The sequence below is a fragment of the Pseudomonas sp. BIGb0176 genome, assembly GCF_024810175.1.
GTDB classification, from domain to species: Bacteria; Pseudomonadota; Gammaproteobacteria; order Pseudomonadales; family Pseudomonadaceae; genus Aquipseudomonas; species Aquipseudomonas protegens.
Genome location: NZ_JANUEC010000001.1, coordinates 53,950 through 71,829, shown reverse-complemented (window position 1 = coordinate 71,829; position 17,880 = coordinate 53,950). Strand labels below are relative to the sequence as shown.

Sequence of the window (17,880 nt, the reverse complement as noted above, 5' to 3'; positions counted from 1 at the left end):
TACTACCTCGCCTAAGAAATTATTTTTTCAAGATCATCGGGAGATAAACGTTTGAGGGCCTCCAAAGATTTAGCCAATTCATCCTGCAGTGAAGAAGTTGTCTGCCGCAGGGCCTGAACCTTCTCGACAAAGGCCGCGAGGCTCTCCGCGCCGAACAGCGACTTGATGGGCATATCCACGCCAAACTGCTGCTTGACCCGAGTCACCACCTGAGCCACCAACAGGGAGTGGCCGCCCAGCTCGAAGAAGTTGTCGCTCATGCCCACCCGATCCAGCTTCAGCACATCGGCCCAGATCGCCGCGATCTGCTGCTCCAGTTCGCTCTGCGGCGCCACATAGACCTGCTGCATCTGCTGGGCGTCGACCTTGGGCAGGGCCTTGCGATCGAGCTTGCCGTTGGGGGTCAGCGGCAACGCTTCGAGGAACAGCAGGTAGGCCGGCACCATGTAGTCCGGCACGTGTTCCTTGAGTGCCGTCTTGAGGCTTTCGCGTAAGGCGGCCTGGGCCTCGACGGTCGGGGTGGCCTCGCTCGGCACGATATAGGCCACCAGTTGCTGGCCGTTTTCGCCGTCATGGGCCAGGACAAAGGCTTCACGCACCGCCGCCTGCTGCACCAGCCGCGCTTCGATTTCCCCCAGCTCGATACGGAAACCGCGGATCTTCACCTGATGGTCGATACGGCCGATGTACTCGATCACCCCATCGGCGCGGTAACGGGTCAGGTCGCCGGTGCGGTACAACCGGCCACCGTCGCTGGAGAACGGGTTGGGTACGAACTTCTCGGCAGTCAGCCCTGGGCGCGCCAGATAGCCGCGAGTCACCCCGGCACCGGCCAGGTACAGCTCGCCGGCACTGCCCACCGGCACCGGTTGCAGGTCCGGGCTGAGGATGTAGCTCTGGGTATTGCTGATGGCCCGGCCGATATTGGCCTGCCCTCCCGCCTCGCGCCGGGTGTAGGTCGAGTAGGTGGTGTCTTCCGAAGGGCCGTACAGGTCGTAGACATGCACCAGCCCGGGCTGCTGGTAGAGGCTATCCACCAGGGCCTGTTTCAGTGGTTCGCCCGCCAGGTTGATGATCCGCACGCTGGGCGGAATCTGCCCGCTGCGGTGCAGCGCGGCAATCGCCGAAGGCACGGTATTGATCAAGCGCACCCGGTCGCGGTCCGCCAGCTCCGGCAGTTCCAGGGCGTTGCGGGCCAGGACGATGGAACCGCCGCTGGACAGGGTGACAAACAGCTCCCACACCGACAGGTCGAAGCAGATCGAGGTGGAAGCCAGCACTCCTTGCAGGTCGTCAGTGCTGTACACCCGGTTCGACCAGTCGATCAGTGCCAGCACGTTGCGATGGGCAATCGCCACGCCCTTGGGCAGGCCGGTGGAACCGGAGGTGTAGATCACATAGGCCAGATTGTCCGGGGTCGCGCGTGGCGCCGGGTCGTCTGTCGAGTACCCATCCAGCCAGCCTGGCCGGGCATCCAGTTGCAGGGTCTGCAGGGACTCCACGGACGGCAGCAGCGACAGCAAGGCGCTTTCGGTCAACAGGATCTGCGCCTGACTGTCGCGCAGCATGTGGGCCAGACGGTCCTGGGGATAATCCGGGTCCAGGGGCACATAGGCGCCACCGGCCTTGAGCACCGCCAGCAGCGCCACGACCATTTCCGGGGTGCGCTGCAAGGCCACGCCCACCCGTACTTCAGGCCCCACGCCCAGCTCGATCAGCTTGTGCGCCAGGCGGTTGGCCCGGGCATTGAGTTCCCGGTAGCTCAGGCGCTGGCCAGCGAACAACAGGGCCTCGGCCTCCGGGGTTTTCAGTGCTTGTGCTTCCACCAACTGCTGCACGCAACCATCGCTGGGGAACTCACCGGTGGCCGGGGTCCACTCGTGCAGCAACTGGTGCTGCTCGGCAGCGCCCAGCAGCGGCAGGTCCCCCAGGCGCTGGCGCGGCTGCTGGACGATGCCCTGCAGCAACTGCACCCAGGACTGGGCCAGACGCTCGATGGTGGAAGCCTCGAACAGGTCGCAGGCATAGGTCAGGGAGGCCCAGAGGCGATCCCCGGACTCGAAGGTATCCAGGCTCAGATCAAACTGGGTCGTGCTGTCCTCGCCACTGAGCATCTGCACCTGCAACCCTGGAACCTCCAGGGTTGCAGCGTCCTGGCGGGCGGCCGCCTGGTGGTTGAACATCACCTGGAACAGCGGGCTGTAGCTCAGGCTGCGCTCCGGCTTGAGGGCTTCCACCAGTTGTTCGAAGGGCAGGTCCTGATGCTCCTGGGCCTCCAGCGCGGCTCTTTTGACCTGACTTAGAAAGTCGCTGAAGCTCAGTTGCCCGTCGACTTCAGCCTTGAGCACCTGGGTATTGACGAAGAAGCCGATCAGGCGCTCGGTCTCCACCCGGTTGCGGTTGGCGGTGGGCACCCCGACGCGGATGTCCGCCTGGCCGCTGTAGCGGTGCAGCAGCACCTGGAACGAGGCCAGCAACAGCATGAACAGCGTGACCCCTTCGCGCTGGGCCAGCTGTTTCAGGGCCCCCGGCAAGGCGCCATCCAGGCTGATGCCATGGCGCGCGCCCTTGTGGCTTTGCTGCAACGGCCGCCGATGGTCCAGGGGCAAATCCAGAACCTGAGCGCCGCCTTCCAGTTGCTGCAACCAGTAATCCAGTTGCCGCTCGCGCTCACCGGCTTCCATCCACTGGCGTTGCCAGGCCGCGTAGTCCGCGTACTGCACCGCCAGCGCCGGCAACTCGGCCTCCTGCCCCTGGCTATGGGCGCCATAGAGCCGGATCAGTTCCTCCACCATCAACTGCATCGACCAGCCATCGGAAACGATGTGGTGCTGGACCAGCACCAGCACATGCTCGTCCTCCGCCAGGCGCACCAGGGTGGCCCGCAGCAACGGCCCCTGGCGCAGGTCGAACGGCTGACGTACCTGGGTGTCGATGACCTGCTTGATCAAGTCATCGGTGTTGCCGGCCTCCACCAGCAGGGACAAGTCCTGCTGGCTGATGGGCAAGCGGGCCTGGGCCGCGATCACCTGGGTCAGGCCCCGGGCGCTCTCGACAAAGTGCGTGCGCAAGCTTTCATGGCGGGTGATCAAGGCATCGAAACTGCTTTGCAGGGCCCGGCTATCCAGCGAGCCGCGCAGGCGCAGGGCCATGGGGATGTGATAGGCGCTGCTGTCGGGGTCCAGCTGCCAGAGGAACCACTGGCGTTCCTGGGCATAGGACACCGCCAGCGGCTGCTGCCGGTCCACCAGGGGAATCGGCTGGAGTGGCTGGGCAGTTTCCGGGCCCAGCAGGCGGACGAAATCTTCCAGCGACTCGCCTTCGAACAACAGCTTGAGGGGGGCCTCGATGCCCAGCTCCTGGCGGATGCGCGACATCACCTGGGTGGCCAGCAGCGAATGGCCGCCGAGCTCGAAGAAGTTATCGGTCAAGCCGACCTTTTCCAGTTTCAGCACCTGGGCCCAGATCCCGGCCACTTGCTGTTCGCGCTCGCTACGCGGGGCCACGTGGGCCTGCTGCAACAGGCTGCCGTCGATGGCCGGCAAGGCAGCGCGATTGAGCTTGCCGTTGGCGGTCAGGGGCAGCGCCTGGAGGAACAACACATGGGCCGGAACCATGTAGCCCGGCAGGTGCTCGCGCAGCCCGGCCTTGATGGCGTCGCGCAGGGGCAGTTGCTCGGCAAGCGGGTCCTGGCCGTTCCAGTCCAGGCCGGCGGGCACCACGTAGGCCACCAGTTGCGGGCCGTCGGGACCTTCCGGGGCCAGCACCACCGCCTCGCGCACCGCAGGCAATTCCAGCAGCCGCGCTTCGATCTCCCCCAGCTCGATACGGAAACCGCGGATCTTCACCTGGTGGTCGATACGGCCGATGTAGCCGATCGAACCGTCGGCCTGATAACGCGCCAGATCACCGGTGCGGTAGAGACGCCCACCAGCCTCGCCAAACGGGTCCGGGACAAACCGCGCCGCACTCAAGTCGCCGCGGTTCAGGTAGCCCCAGGCCAGCCCGGCACGCCCGACATAGAGTTCACCGATGCAGCCCTTGGGCACCGGTTGCAGGTTGCTGTCCAGCAAATACCAGGACATGTCGGGGATCAGCTCGCCAATCGGGCTGGCCCCCGCCAGGCTCAGGTCCGCCACGGACAAGGGACGGTAGGTCACGTGCACCGTGGTTTCGGTGATGCCGTACATGTTCACCAACTGCGGGCGCTGATCGCCGAAACGCTGGAACCAGGGTTGCAGGGTATTGACCTCCAGGGCCTCGCCACCGAACACGATGTAGCGCAACCGATGCGCAGGCTCGGCGCTGCAGGCCACGTGCATCAACTGGCGGAACGCCGACGGCGTCTGGTTGAGCACCGTCACGCCCTCGCTGCAGAGCAGCGGGTAGAAGTCCTGGGCCGAGCGCGCCACCTCCTGGGGGACGATCAGCAGCCGCCCGCCATACAGCAGGGCACCGAAGATCTCCCACACCGAGAAGTCGAACGCATAGGAGTGGAACAGGCTCCAGACATCCTCGGTGCCGAACTGGAACCACTGCTCGGTGGCCGCGAACAGGCGCAGGACGTTGTGGTGTGGCTGCAAGGTGCCCTTGGGCTTGCCGGTGGAACCGGAGGTGTAGATCACGTAGGCCAGGTCTTCGGGCGTCACCCCGACCTCGGGGTTGTCTACCCGGTAGCCGTCCAGGGGTTGCTCCAGCAACCAGGTACTGCCGGCAAACGCCGGCAAGCCCTGCAGCAGATGCTCCTGGGTCAGCAGCAATGCGATGGCGCTGTCCTGCATCATGTGCTGCAGGCGGTCCTGGGGATAGGCCGGGTCCAGCGGCACGTAGGCGCCGCCGGCCTTGAGGATCGCCAACAGGCCGATGACCATCTCCAGGCTGCGCTCCACCGCCAGCCCCACCAGCACATTGGGCCCCACGCCCTGCTCGATGAGCTTGTGCGCCACGCGATTGGCCCGCTCGTTGAGCTGCTGGTAGTCCAGGCTCTGCCCGGCGAAGGTCAGGGCAATGGCCTGGGGCGCCCTGGCGGCCTGGGCCTCGATGAGCTGATGGACGCAGGCCCGGGAAGGGAATGCCTGCTGCTGCCGGTTCCACTGGTCGAGGATCTGCGCCCGCTCATCAGCCTCAAGCAAGGGCAACAGGCCGATGCGCTGCTGTGGCTGGCTGGCCACGCTTTGCAGCAACTGGCGCCAATGGGCGGCCAGGCGCTCGATGGTGGCGGCGTCGAACACATCGGTGGCATAGACCAGGGACGCGGCGATCCGGCCCTGGGTTTCCACGGTGTCCAGAGTCAGGTCGAACTGCGCCGACTGCCCCTGGGTGTCCAGGGCCTCGATGCTCAGGCCAGGCAGGTTCAGGGGTTTGCCTGCGACCGCCGCTTCCACCTGGTGGTTGAACATCACCTGGAACAGCGGGTTGTGGCTCAGGCTGCGCTCCGGCTGCAAGGCCTCTACCAACTGCTCGAACGGCAGGTCCTGGTGCGCCTGCGCCGCCAGGGCGGTCTGGCGTACCTGCTGCAGCAACTGGCTGAAGGACATCTGCCCGTCGATCTCCGCCTTGAGCACCTGGGTGTTGACGAAGAAGCCGATCAGGCGCTCGGTCTCGACCCGGTTGCGGTTGGCAATGGGCACACCGACGCGGATATCGGCCTGGCCGCTGTAGCGGTGCAGCAGGGTCTGGAACGAGGCCAGCAACAGCATGAACAGGGTCACCCCTTCCCGCTGGGCCAGGCTGCCCAGGGCTTCACTCAACGGCTGCTCCAGGGTCAGCTCCAGGCGCCCGCCCCGATGGCTCTGCACCGCGGGGCGCGGGCGATCCAGAGGCAGTTCGAGCAAGGGTTGCTCGCCGCCCAGTTGCGCTGTCCAGTAGGCCAGTTGCCGGTCCTTTTCACCGGCCTCCATCCAGTGGCGCTGCCAGAGGGCGTAATCGGCATACTGGATCGGCAGCGCCGGCAACGACGCCGTCTGCCCTTGGCAGAAACCGATGTAGAACGCGATCAGTTCATCCACCATGACCTGCATCGACCAGCCATCGGAGACGATGTGGTGCTGGGTCAGGACCAGCACATGGTCATTCTCGGCCACCTGCAACAGGCCGACCCTGAGCAACGGCCCGGCCAGCAGATCGAACAGTTGCCGGGTCTGGGCCTGGACGAAGTCCTGCACGGCCGCATTGATCTGCTGCTGGCTCGCCTGGGCCGGCAGTGCCTGGCGCACCAGCTCCAGGCGCGCCTCGGGGGCGACCACCTGCAGCGCCGTGTCGGCCTCCTCGACGAAATGCGTGCGCAGGCTTTCATGCCGGGCGATCAGGCTGTCGAAGCTGCGCTGCAAGGCCTCGACATTCAGTTTTCCGCGCAGGCGCAGGGCCTTGGGAATGTGATAGGCCGTGCTCTCGGGCGCCAGTTGCCAGAGGAACCACTGGCGTTGCTGGGCATAGGACAGCGGCAGGCGCTCCTGGCTCAGGCGCACCTCGGGAATCGGCAGGTTGGCCGGGGAGATGCCCTGTTCGAGCATCTTCTGCAGGTAGACCTTGCGCTTCTCCAGGGGCAGCAGGATGAAGCCTTTGACAATTTTCAGCGCGGTGGTGTTGTCCATTACACAGCCTCCATTTCGTCGAGCAACAGTTCCAGCGCACTCAGGTCGGCGCCTTGCACCTGGCCGGGCGTCTGTTGCAACTGGCTGACGAACAGCCCCAGGGTGGGAAATTCAAACGCCATCTGCACACTGACCTGGCGCCCAAGCTTGAGCTGGACTCGAGAGACCATCGCGGTTACCAACAAGGAATGCCCACCTAGTTCAAAGAAGTTATCGTTCATGCCCACTTGCTCGACCTCCAGCACCTGGGCCCAGATCGCCGCGACCTGCTGTTCCAGTTCGCTCTGTGGGGCGATGTAGGCCTGCTGCAACAGGCTGGCGTCGGCCTTGGGCAGGGCCTTGCGGTCCAGCTTGCCGTTGGGGCTCAACGGCAGCGCTTCGAGGAACAGCAGGTGCGCCGGCAGCATGTAGTCCGGCAACACCTCCTTGAGGGCCGCTTTGAGTTGCTCGCGCACCTGTGCCTGCTGTTCCGGGCTCTCTACCGCCACGCCCGCGGCCGCCACTACGTAGGCCACCAGCTGTGGACCACCGGCCGCCTCCTGGGCCAGCACCACGGCTTCGCGCACCAGTGGCAGCTCCAGCAGCCGCGCTTCGATCTCGCCCATTTCGATGCGGAAACCGCGGATCTTCACCTGGTGGTCGATGCGCCCGGCGTACTCGATCACGCCCTCGGCGTCATAGCGGGCCAGATCGCCGGAGCGGTACAGGCGACCGCCATCGCTGCTGAACGGATCGGGAATGAAACGCTCGGCAGTCAGGCCTGGGCGGTCGTGGTAACCCCGGGCCAGCAGCTCGCCCCCGATCATCAGCTCGCCGGTGGCGCCGCTGAGGGTCAGGTTGCCGCTGTTGTCCAGCAAGTAGATGGAGCGGCCCGGCAAGCCCTTGCCCAGCGGCATCTGGCTCGGCAAGGCTTGCCCGTTCTGCAGGTAACGGCTGCAGTCATGGGCGGTAACACTCACCGTGGCCTCGGTCGGCCCGTAGGTGTTGAGCAGGCAGGCGTGTTTCAGGCCGGCCTTCTTCCACGCCGCCACGCCTTCTGCCGGCATGGCTTCGCCCCCCAGGTTGAGCTGGCGCAGGCGGCCGAAGTCGCGGGGTTCGCGGCTGGCGAAGTCCTTGCCCAGCATGAACCAGTAGGCGGTGCTCAGATCGACGATGCTGATGCCCTGCTCGATCAGCTCGCGGTAGAAGGTTTCGCTGTCCCACAGTGCCTTGCCGCGAATCACCACCGAGGCGCCACAGATCAGCGCCGGGTACAGCTGTTCGACAAAGGCGTCGAAGTTGAAGGTGGAGAACTGCAGGCCACGGTCTGCCGCGCTCATGTTGAAGTAGTCCCGGGAAACCTGGGCGTGCTGGGTCAAGGCGCGGTGGCTGATATCCACACCCTTGGGCCGGCCGGTGGAACCGGAGGTGTACATCACATAGGCCAGGTTGTCGGCCTGGGCCCGCGGCGCTGGATTGTTCAGGGAGTAGCCGTCCAGGCCCTGCTGATCCAGGCACAGGTGGGGTACCTCCACCCCGTCGCGCAGGCGTTCCAGCAGCGGCGACTGGGTCAGCAGCAGCTGGATGCCGCTGTCCTGCATCATGTAGTGCAGGCGCTCCTGGGGGTATTCGGGGTCCAGCGGCACATAGGCGCCACCGGCCTTGAGCACCGCCAGCAGGCCGACAATCATGTCCAGCCCGCGCTCCACGGCGATGCCCACCCGCACATCCGGGCCCACGCCCTGCTCGATCAACGCATGGGCCAACTGGTTGGCCCGCTGGTTGAACTGGCCATAGCTCAGTTGCTCACCGGCGCACAGCAGCGCCACGGCATCCGCAGTGCGTGCGGCCTGGGCCTCGATCAACTGCTGGACGCAGAGCGGCGACAGGTCTCGCGCCGGAGTACGGCTGCGTTGCTCCTCGATCAAGCGGCGCTCGGTAGCGCCAGTCAACGCCAACTCGCCGATGCTCGACTGCGGCTGCTCCACCAGCGCCATGAGCACCTGCTCCAGGTAGCCCGCCAGTTGCCGGATGTTCGCCTCGGCGAAATGCTCCAGGGCATAGCTGTAGTCGAACGCCAGGGTCTGCCCCAGGTACACCGACAGGGTCAGCGGGTAGTTGGTCTGCTCATGGTTGGCCGCCATGCCGAAGCTCAACTGCGCCGGTGCACCTTGGGCCAGGGCCTCGGACACCGGGTAGTTCTCGAACACCAGGATATTGTCGAACAGCGCCTCGCCCCCCAGGCCCGCCCAGCGCTGCACGTCGTACAGCGGCGTGTGTTCGAAATCGCGCAGGGCCAGGTTGCGTTCCTGCACCAGTTGCAGCCAGTCACTGACCGGCATGTCCGGGCGCGGCGCAGCCACGACCGGCAGCGTGTTGATGAACAGGCCGATCTGTTGCTCCACGCCCTTGAGCTCCGCCGGGCGCCCGGACACGGTGGCACCGAACACCACGCTGTCCTGCCCGGTGTAGCGTTGCAGCAGCAACAGCCACGCGGCTTGCACCAGGGTGTTGACCGTGACCTTCTGCTGGCGGGCGAACTCGCTCAAGCGTTGCGTCTGTTGCAGGTCCAGGTGCTGTTGATGGGCGGCGTAGCCCTTGCCGGCCAGGGCCTGGCCACCGCGGCTGATGGCCTGGGCCAGACGGGTTGGCTCATCCAGGACCGCCAGTTGCTGCTTCCAGAAGGTCTCGCTGAGCTGGGCGTCCTGGCGTTGCAGCCAGGCGATGTAGTCGCGGTAGCGCCCGGGCGCATGGCTCGCGAACTGCCCCGCATAGCGTTGCAGTACTTCCCCGAGCAGCCGTGAGTTGCTCCAGCCGTCCATCAGGATGTGGTGGTTGGTGTAGATCAGGTGGTAACGCCGCTCGCCAGTGCGCACCAGGGTCAGGCGCAGCAGGGGCGCGGCCAGCAGGTCGAAACCACGCAGGCGCTCTTCTTCAGCCAAGCCATCCAGGGCGGCCGGCACGGCCTCGTTCGCCCGCCAGTCATGCTCGACAAAGTCCAGGCGGATACGCTTGTGCACCACCTGGATCGGCGCCGGCAGCTCGCCCTGCCAGAGGAAGCCGCTGCGCAGGATGTCATGGCTGTCGATGGCCGCCTGCCAGGCCTGGCGGAAGCGCTCGGGTTCGAGCCCATCCACATCCACCCGCAGTTGGTTGATGTAGTCGCCCGCGCCCTGCTCGTAGAGGGTGTGGAACAGCATGCCCTGTTGCATCGGCGACAGCGGATAGAGGTCCTCGACCTCGGCCAGGGCCAGTGGCAACTGGTCCAGTTGCTGTTGGCTCAGGCCCGCCAGCGGGAAGTCCGACGGGGTTACCCCACGGTGCTCGGGCTGGCTGCAATGCTCGATCAGCGCCTTGAGTTCCCGGGCGTAGTCATCCGCCAGGTGCTCGATGGTGGCGGTATCGAACATCGCCTGGCTGAAGGTCCAGCCCAGCTTCAATTGGCCGCCATAGACCTGGCCATTGATGCTCAGCCAGTTGCCCAGCGGAGCCTGGGCGCCTTGATCGGCACCCTTGGCTTCGGCGCTGGGGGCAAACCAGGCATCCGGCTCATCGAAACTGCCATCGAACTGGCCCAGGTAGTTGAAGGTGATGCGTGGCACCGCCAGTGCCGCGAGGGTCTGTTGCGCCGCTTCGTCCCCCAGGTAGCGCAGGGCACCAAAGCCGATGCCCTTGTTGGGCACGGCCCGCAGCTGTTCCTTGATGAGCTTGATCGAGTCGGCCAGGGCCGGCTGCGGCGTCAGCTTCACCGGGAACACGCTGGTGAACCAGCCCACGGTGCGGCTCAGGTCGATGGCGTCGAACAGCTCTTCGCGGCCGTGGCCTTCCAGTTGCACCAGGGCGCTGCTGTCGCCGGTCCAGCGGGTGATGACCCGGGCCAGGGCAGTGAGCAGCAGGTCGTTGATCTGGGTGCGATAGGCTGCCGGCGCGTCCTGCAACAGGCGCTGGGTATAGCTCGGGTCCAGTTCGGTGCTGACGCTTAGGGCGTCCTTGATCACGACCTGATCCGTTGTCCGGTCGCAAGGCAGGACCGACTCGACACCCTGCAGTTGCGCCTGCCAGTAACCCAACTCCTGCTGCAGCGCCGCGCTGTTGGCATAGGCTTGCAATTGCCCGGCCCAGGCCTGGGAGGAGCTGGTTTTGGCCGGCAGCTTGATGGTTTGTCCGGCGGCCTGCTGTACCAGGGCCTGATGCAGGTCCTCCAGCAGCACCCGCCAGGACACCCCGTCCACCACCAGGTGATGGATGGCCAGCAGCAGGCGCTGGGTGCCATCACGCAACGTGAAGAGCACGGCACGCAACAAAGGCCCCTGTTGCAGATCGAGGCTGCGTTGCGCGGTATCGCACAGGGCTTGCAACGAATCTTCAGTGGCGTCGTCCGCCAGCCACAGCAGCGCATCGGCCTGCATCGCCGCCAACGGTGCCGCAGTCACCTGCCCCAGCGGGGCATAAGTCGCGACCCAGGCTGCGCCTTCTTCGACAAACTTCAGGCGCAGGCCGTCGTGGTGTTCGAGCAAGGCTTGCAAGCCCTGCTGCAGTGCCTCGGCACTCAGAGGCTTCAGCGGCTTGAGCAGCACCGACTGGTTCCAGTGATGACGTTCCGGCATCGGGGTGTCGAAGAACCACTGCTGGATCGGCAGCAGCGGCATTTGCCCACGCACCGGGCCCTGGTCGATCTGCAAACCGCCCTCGCCCTGCTCCGCCACCGTGGCCAGCCCCTGCACCGTCTGGTGCTGGAACAGGTCCTTGGGGGTGAAGCGGATACCGGCCTGCCGCGCCCGGCTGACCACCTGGATCGAGATGATCGAGTCGCCACCCAGTTCGAAGAAGTTGTCGGTGACGCCCACCTGCTCAAGCTTCAGCACAACGGCCCAGATCGCCGCGATCTGTTGTTCCAGCGGGTTCTGCGGCGCGACGTAGGTCTGCTGCATCAGCTGCGCATCGACTTTCGGCAGCGACTTGCGGTCCAGCTTGCCGTTCGGTGTCAGCGGCAGTGCTTCGAGGAACAGCAGGTAAGTCGGCACCATGTAGTCCGGCAGGCTCTCGCGCAGGCGCGCCTTGATGCTCTCGCGCAACTGCGCCTGGCGCTCGTTGCTCGACGCCACCTCGGCGTCCACCGGCACGATGTAGCCCACCAGCTGCTGGCCGCTCGGCCCTGGCTGGGCGATCACCGCCACTTCCAGTACCGGGTCCTGCTCCAGCAAGCGCGCTTCGATCTCGCCCAGCTCGATACGGAAGCCCCGCACCTTCACCTGATGGTCGACACGGCCCACATATTCCACCAAGCCATCGGTGCGATAGCGGGTCAGATCGCCGCTGCGGTACAGCCGGGCCCCGGTGGTGCTGTAGGGGTCAGGGATAAAACGCTCGGCCGTCAGCCCAGGTCGATCCAGGTAACCCCGGGCCACGCCCAGGCCGCCCAGGTACAACTCGCCCGCCACGCCAACCGGCAACAGGTTGAGGTTGGCATCGGCCACATAAGCGCTGCGATTGCCGACGATATTGCCGATGGGCGCATAGGCCGCGTCGCACGGATCGCCCGCCTTGGCCTTCCAGATCAATGGCGTAACCACCGTCTCGGTCGGGCCGTAACCGTTGAAGATGTACTTGGGCCGCAGCACCCGCCATGCCAGATCGTAACTGGCCTGGGGCACTGCATCGCCGCCGAAGCAGTACACCCGCACCGCCGGCGGGTTGCCGTCACGCTCGGCGTGTACCGCCAGTTGTTGCAGATACACCGGCGGGAACACACCGACGGTGACGCCATAGCGATGCATCTGTTCGTAGGTGAATTCCGGCGACCACAGGCTGTCATCACGGATCAGCACGCTGGCGCCGTAGATCAGCGGGTGCATCCAGCCTTCGTGGGAGCCGTCGAAGGCGAAGGACATGAAGTGCAACTCGCAATCCGCCGGGCTCATTTCATAGCGCTCGCCGGTGGCCAGGCTGTGCATGGCCAATGGACCATGGGACACCGCCACGCCTTTGGGCAGCCCGGTGGAGCCGGAGGTGTAGATCACATAGGCGAGGTTTTCCTCGGCCAGATCCACCTGCGGACTGGTCACAGGGTAAGCCGCAAAATCAGCCGCGCCTTCGACGCTGAGGGTCGGCAGCCCCTCAGGAATCGGCAAGCGATCCAGCAGATGGTTCTGGGTCAGCAGCAGCCACGCGCCACTGTCTTGCATCATGTAGCGCAGGCGGTCCTGGGGGTACTCGATATCCAGCGGCACATAGACCCCACCGGCCTTGAGCACGGCAAGGAAGGCCACCATGATTTCCGCGCAGCGCGGCATGGCGATGGCCACCCGCACTTCCGGCCCCACCCCCAGTTCGATCAGCTTGTGCGCCAGTTGGTTGGCCTGAATATCCAGCTCGCGATAGCTCAGGCGCTGCTCGGCGAAGAACACCGCTGGTGCATCCGGAGCCTTGGCCGCCTGATCGGCAAACAGCTGATGGACAAAACGATGGGTCGGGTAGACCACATCGGTGTGGTCCCACTCCTGGCGAATGCGGCGCTGCTCGTCCTGGCCCAGCATCGGCAGCTCGCCCAGGGCTTGCTGCGGTTCAAGCATGCCTTGCAGCAGATTGCGCCAGTGATCGGCAAGGCTCTGGACGGTGGAGACCTCGAACAATTCGCCGGCATAGATGAACGAAGCGTTGATCCCGGCGTCGGTCTCCAGGGTTTCCAGGGTCAGGTCAAATTGCGCGGTACCGCCCTGCAGGACCATTTCCTCGGCTTGCAGGCCCGGCAAGCTGGTGCCGTCGGTGCTTTCCCCGGCAATGCTCAGGTGGTTGTACATCACCTGGAACAACGGGTTCTGGTCCAGCGCACGCTGGGGCTTGAGGGCATCCACCAGACGATCGAACGGCAGGTCCTGATGGGCCTGGGCGGCCAGGGCCGTGGCCTTGACCTGACGCAGCAACTGCCCCACCGGCAGGCTCGGCGCCAGCTCGACGCGCATCACCAGGGTGTTGACGAAGAAGCCCATCACCCCTTCCATTTCCTGATGGCGGCGATTACTCACCGGCACCCCGATGCGGATATCCGGCTGATCGGAGTAACGGTGCAGCAGCAACGCGAACGACCCCAGGAACAGCTGGAACAGGGTCATGTCATGTTCCCGCGCCACTCGCCGCAGCCCTTGCTCCAGGTCCGCCGGCAGGCGCAGGCCCAGGCGTTCCTGGCGGTGGGAGACCAACGCCTGGCGTGGATGATCCAGAGGCAGCTCCAGAACCGGATGCTCCAGCCCCAGTTGCTGGTGCCAGTAATCCAGCTGGCGCTGTTGCTCGCCCTGCTCCAGCCAGCTGCGATGCCAGTTGGAGTAGTCGGCGTACTGCACGCTCAACGGCTCGAACTGCGGTGCCTGCCCCTGGATCAAGCCGCGGTACAACGCGACGAATTCCCGGGCCAGCACACTCATGGAGGCGCCATCGGAAATGATGTGGTGCAAGGTCACCACCAGCAGGTAATCGCGCTCGGCGATCTGCAGCACCCGGGCCCGGCACAGGGGCCCGCGCTCCAGATCGAACAATTGCTGGGTCTCCTCCAGGGCGCGGGCCTGGACGGCTTCGCGGGGCAGGCCCGGCGTCAATCGCTCCCAGGCCACGCTGATCGCGCCCTGTGCATGCACCACCTGGCACAGGCGTTCCTGATGCTGGGTGAAGGTAGTGCGGAACGCTTCATGGCGCTGGGCCAGGGCATCGAAGGTCTGCTGCAAGGCAGCCTGGTCCAGCTCCCCCTGCAAACGGACCACGATCGGCGTGTGGTAGGCGGTGCTCTGCGGATGCATCTGCCAGAACAGCCATTGCCGCTGCTGGGCATGGGAGGCCGGCAAGGGCCCATCACGCTCCAGCACCTCGATCTGCGGCAGTGCCGCGGCGCCCGCGCAGGCCTGTACCTGTTCGACGAATTCGTCCAGGCGCGAGGTTTCGAACAGCACCCGCAGCGGCACGTCCGCCCCCAGCAGGCGACGCACCCGGGACATGATCTGGGTTGCCAGCAATGAATGGCCACCCAGGGCGAAGAAGTTGTCGCCCAGGCCCACCCGCTCGACCTTGAGCACCGCCTGCCAGATCGCCGCGATGCCCTGCTGCAGCTCGCTGACCGGGGCCACAAAGGCTTCCACCGGCGCCTGCTGCTGCAATGGCGGCAGGGCCCGCAGGTCGAGCTTGCCGTTGGGGGTCAAGGGCATGCCGGCCAACGCCAGGAAATGCATGGGCAGCATGTAGTCGGGCAAGGCCACCGCCAGTTGCCGGCGGATCTCCTGCCACGCCGCCTCCGGTTCCTGAGCCTTGGCCAGTACCACATAGGCCGCCACTTGCGACTCGCCCGCCACACTGACCACCTGTGCCACGGCGTCTTCGACCTGGGGCAACTGCTTGAGGGCCGCGGTGATTTCCCCCAGCTCGATACGGTAACCGCGGATCTTCACCTGATGGTCGATGCGGCCCAGGTAGTCGATAACCCCGCCGTCCAGATAGCGCGCCAGGTCACCGGTGCGGTACAGGCGCTGCCCGTCGCCGCTGAAGGGGTCCGGCACAAAGCGCTCGGCGGTCAAGGCCGCGCGCTGGTGGTAACCCCGCGCCAGGCCGGCGCCACCCAGGTACAGCTCGGCCGGAGTGCCGGGCGCCACCGGTTGCAAGGATGCATCCAGCACCCGCGCACGGACGTTGGCCAGCGGCAGGCCCAGGGGCACCACCGCCCGCTCGTCCGCCAGCGTGGCGGCGGCCATGGTCAGGGCGCCGACCGTGGTTTCCGTGGGGCCGTAGTGGTTGAACACCGCGCACTCCGGTGCCAGGGTCGCGATCCTGCGGACCAGAGCCGCCGGGCAGGCCTCGCCGCCCAGCACCAGGCACTGGCGCGGCAGGGAACGGGCCGGTTCTTCGCCACTCATCAGCGCCTGCAAATGCGACGGGACGATCTTCAATACATCAATCTGGTGGGTGTGCAGGTAGGCGCCGAAGGCGTCGGCGTCCAACCCGGTATCCAGGTCGATCACGTGCAGGCAACTGCCGGAGCACAGGGCGCCGAACAGCGTGGTGTGCCCAAGATCCGCGGCGATGGTCGAGACCACGGCCATAGTGCGCGCAGCCCCCAGTGGCAGGCGCTGGATGATCGCCTGCACATAGTTGGCCAGGGCTCCGTGGGTGATGCTCACGCCTTTGGCGGCACCAGTGGAGCCGGAGGTGTAGATCGAATAGGCCAGGTTCCCGGCAGCCATCCCGGGCAAGGCTGCCAGCGGATCGCTGTCCGGCGCCCAGGCCTGTGCCTGATCCAGCAACAGCACCTCGACCCGGGCCGTCACCGGCAGCCGCGGCTGCACCGCCGTCTCGCTCAGCAGCAGGCGTACGCCGCTGTCTTCAAGCATGTAGCTCAAGCGCTGTTCGGGGTATTGCGGGTCCAGGGGCACATAGGCACCGCCGGCCTTGAGCACCGCCAACAGGCCCAGCACCATCTCCAGGGAACGCTCCACAGCGATACCCACCGGCACTTCCGGCCCCACGCCACGCGCCACCAGCGCTGCGGCCAGACGGCTGGCACGCAGGTCCAGCTCGCGGTAGCTCAGGCACTGCCCGGCGAATACCAGGGCCGGTGCTTCGGGCTGCGTGGCGACCTGGCGGGCAAAGAGTTCGAGCACCGATTCGGCGCTGAACACCTCTTCTGCGCCAGCCCCCTGGGCCAGGAAGCCCCGGTGCTGCTGGGCACTGAGCAGCGGCAGTTCGGCAAGCGCCGACTGCGGCTCGCGCACCATCGCCCACAACAGGTTCTGCCAGTGGCCGGCCATGCGCTCGATGGTCTGCGCTTCGAACAACTGGCAGTCGTAGGTGAAGGCGGCCTGCAACTGGCCACCGCGTTCGAAAGTGTCCAGGGTCAAGTCGAACTGCACCGTGCGCTCGTTGCGCGGCAAGGCCTGCACTTGCAGCCCGGAGCGGCTGTGCAAGGTGGTCAGTTCGGTGACCTGGGGCTGGTGGTTGTACAGCACCTGGAACAGCGGGCTGTGGCTCAGGCTGCGCTCCAGGTGCAGGGCTTCCACCAGACGCTCGAAGGGCAGGTCCTGATGGGCCTGGGCGCCCAGGGTAGTCTCGCGGATATCGGCCAGCAGTTGCTGCACTGTCAATTGCGGGCTCAGTTCGGTACGCAGTACCTGGGTGTTGACGAAGAAACCGATCAGCCCCTCGGCTTCCTGGCGCGTGCGGTTGGCGATGGGCACGCCGACCCGGATGTCCTGCTGGCCGCTGTAGCGCGATAGCAGCAGCTTGAAGCCGGCCAACAGCACGGCAAACAGGGTCACCCCCTGCTGGCGCGCCAGGGCGCCCAGTTGCTGGGCCAGGGGTTGTTCCAGGGCAAAATCCAGGCGGCGCCCCTGGCGGCTGGAATGGGCCGGCCGCGGATGGTCGGTGGGCAGTTTCAGCGGCGGATGCTCGTCACCCAGCTTGGCCCGCCAGTAGTCCAGTTGCCGCTCCTGCTCCCCTGCCTCCAGCCAGCTGCGCTGCCACAGTGCGTAGTCGCGGTACTGGATCGGCAGCGCCGGGACGTTCGGCACCTCACCCTGGAGCAGGCTGTCGTAGGCGTGCAGGAATTCTTCGATCAAGACCCCCATCGACCAGCCATCCGCGACGATATGGTGCAGGGTCAGCAGCATCACGTGCTCCTGTTCGCCCAGGCCCAGTACGCAGACCCGCAGCAACGGCCCCTGTTGCAGATCGAAGGGCCGGCGCGCTTCGGCGTCGGCCAGCTGTTGCACCCTGGTTTCGCGCTGCGCCGGGTCGAGGTCGCAGAGCTCCCGATAATCGATGTCGACCCGCGCCTCCTGGATCACCTGCCGAGGCTCATCGTCCTCCAGGGCAAAGACCGTGCGCAGGCTCTCATGCCGCTCCAGCAGCCAGTCGAAGGCCTGCGCCAGCACTGCCCGGTCCAGCGGCCCGCTCAGGCGGACCGCGTTGGGCAGGTTGTAGGCCGCGCTCTGCGGGTCCAGTTGCCAGAGAAACCACATGCGCTGCTGCGCATAGGACAGGGCCTGGCGATCAGGCACCGCAACCCCCGCCGGAATCGGCAGCAGAGAGAAGTCGACGCCTTCCTTGTCCAGAGCCTTCAAGAACAGCCGGCGCTTTTCCAGCGGCAGTTCAATGAATCTGCGGGCGAGCTTCAAGGAGTCTTCTGCATTCATCGGGAGTCATCCGTACTTACTTGTTGGGTATCGAGCATTGGCTCGGTCATCCCTACGGAACGGATGAAGGCCGGGGAAAATTAACCCCGCACAGCGCCAGAACAACCCGCTTGCGGGCCCCTCAGGGTGATTGGGCAGGC

General features: G+C 65.8%; 2 protein-coding genes. Both read right to left on the bottom strand.

The annotated features are described in order from the left end of the window. Positions 1–11 precede the first annotated feature (11 nt). On the bottom strand, positions 12–6,593 hold the full coding sequence (locus M2395_RS00240; RefSeq protein WP_123430028.1) for a non-ribosomal peptide synthetase: 6,582 nt from the start codon (positions 6,591–6,593) through the stop codon (positions 12–14). Then, the gene (locus M2395_RS00235) at positions 6,593–17,740 is read right to left on the bottom strand and encodes a non-ribosomal peptide synthetase (protein ID WP_123472546.1); all 11,148 of its coding nucleotides are present in this window, start codon (positions 17,738–17,740) and stop codon (positions 6,593–6,595) included. The genes M2395_RS00240 and M2395_RS00235 overlap by 1 nt, the downstream gene beginning before the upstream one ends. Between the last annotated feature and the right edge of the window lie 140 nt (positions 17,741–17,880).